The following is a 414-nucleotide window of genomic DNA, read 5'->3' as shown; positions in this document are numbered from 1 at the left end:
CCCTCGCCCAAGCGCGACGGCGGCTACGACATCACGGACTATTACGGGGTCGATCCGGATTACGGCTCGCTCGGTGACTTCGTCGCCTTCACCCATGCGGCCAAGCAGCGGGGCCTGCGCGTCCTGATCGACCTCGTGGTCAACCACACCTCGGACCAGCATCCCTGGTTCCAATCCGCGCCCTCGGACCCGGATTCGCCCTACCGGGACTGGTACGTCTGGTCGAAGACCAAGCCGCCGCACGCCGACGAAGGCATGGTGTTCCCCGGCGTCCAGACCACGACCTGGACCCGGGACGCCAAGGCGGGGGCCTACTACTTCCACCGCTTCATGCCGTTCCAGCCCGACCTGAACACCGCCCACCCGGCGGTGCGGGCCGAGATCCAGAAGATCATGGGCTTCTGGATCCAGCTC

The 414-nt window shown here is 66.7% G+C and carries 1 protein-coding gene; it reads left to right on the top strand.

All coding sequences use genetic code 11. From position 1 onward, the window contains the following. Positions 1–414 (top strand): alpha-amylase family glycosyl hydrolase (locus CVH10_RS17835; RefSeq protein ID WP_369335860.1); only part of this gene is annotated, 414 nt, incomplete at both ends.

It is taken from the genome of Halomonas sp. ND22Bw, from assembly GCF_003011945.1.
GTDB lineage: Bacteria > Pseudomonadota > Gammaproteobacteria > Pseudomonadales > Halomonadaceae > Halomonas > Halomonas halophila.
This window is presented reverse-complemented; position numbering and strand designations above follow the sequence as displayed.